The sequence below is a fragment of the Rhizobium bangladeshense genome, from assembly GCF_001662075.1.
Taxonomy (GTDB): Bacteria; Pseudomonadota; Alphaproteobacteria; order Rhizobiales; family Rhizobiaceae; genus Rhizobium; species Rhizobium bangladeshense_B.
Genome location: NZ_LYPL01000098.1, coordinates 1 through 990 on the forward strand (window position 1 = coordinate 1; position 990 = coordinate 990).

A 990-nucleotide genomic window follows, 5' to 3' on the forward strand; every position below is an offset into this window, starting at 1 on the left:
GCTTCGCCGCGCGCTCGGGGAGGAGATCGAAGTCGAGACCGTCGTCGCCGGCGGCCTCTGGAACACCTTCGCCGATCCGCTCCAGATCGAGAACGCCCTGCTCAACCTTGCGATCAACTCGCGCGACGCGATGAATGGCGCCGGCAGGTTGACGATCGAGGTCGGCAACGCCTTCCTCGACGATTCCTGCAGCCGCACCCATCCTGAAGTGAAGGCCGGCCAATATGTCGTGCTCGCGGTCACCGATACCGGCTCCGGCATGACCGAGGAGGTGAAGGAGCAGGCCTTCGAGCCCTCTTTCTCGACGAAACCGGAAGGCAAGGGCACCGGTCTCGGCCTGTCGATGGTCTACGGCTTCGTCAAGCAGTCCGGCGGCCACGTAAAGATCTACAGCCAAGCCGGCGAAGGCACGACCATCAAACTCTATCTCGCCCGTTCGTTCCGCAGCGAGGATCATGTCAGCGCCGCGGACACCGTGGCGACAACCGGCGGGACCGAAACCATCCTTGTCGCCGAGGATGACGAGGGTGTTCGTACCACTGTTATCGAGATGCTGACGGATTTCGGCTATTACGTCTTGAAAGCCAAGGATGCGCAAAGCGCGCTTACGGTGATCGAGAGCGGCGCCCATATCGACCTGCTCTTTACCGATGTCGTCATGCCCGGCCCGTTGAAGAGCCCGCAACTTGTGCGCATGGCGCGCGCGCGTCCTCCCGACATCGCCGTGCTCTACACCTCCGGCTATACGGAAGACTCGATCGTCCATGGCGGCAGGCTCGATCCCGGGCTGGAGTTGCTCTCCAAGCCCTATACGCGCGAGGAGCTGGCCCGCAAGATCCGCCACGTGCTCACCAACCGGCCGCAGGGCGGCGGAGCGGCGGCCGACGCCGCCGCGCCCCATTCAACACCTGCCGATCCAAGACATGCCGAGACTGCCGGAAAGCTGAAGCTGCTGCTCGTAGAAGACGACGCCTTCTACAAAATCAACTT

The 990-nt window shown here is 63.0% G+C and carries 1 protein-coding gene; it reads left to right on the forward strand.

Annotation, left to right across the window (positions count from 1 at the left end):
* On the forward strand, positions 1-990 hold a 990-nt coding region (locus A7X77_RS31660; protein WP_156668218.1), incomplete at both ends, for an ATP-binding protein.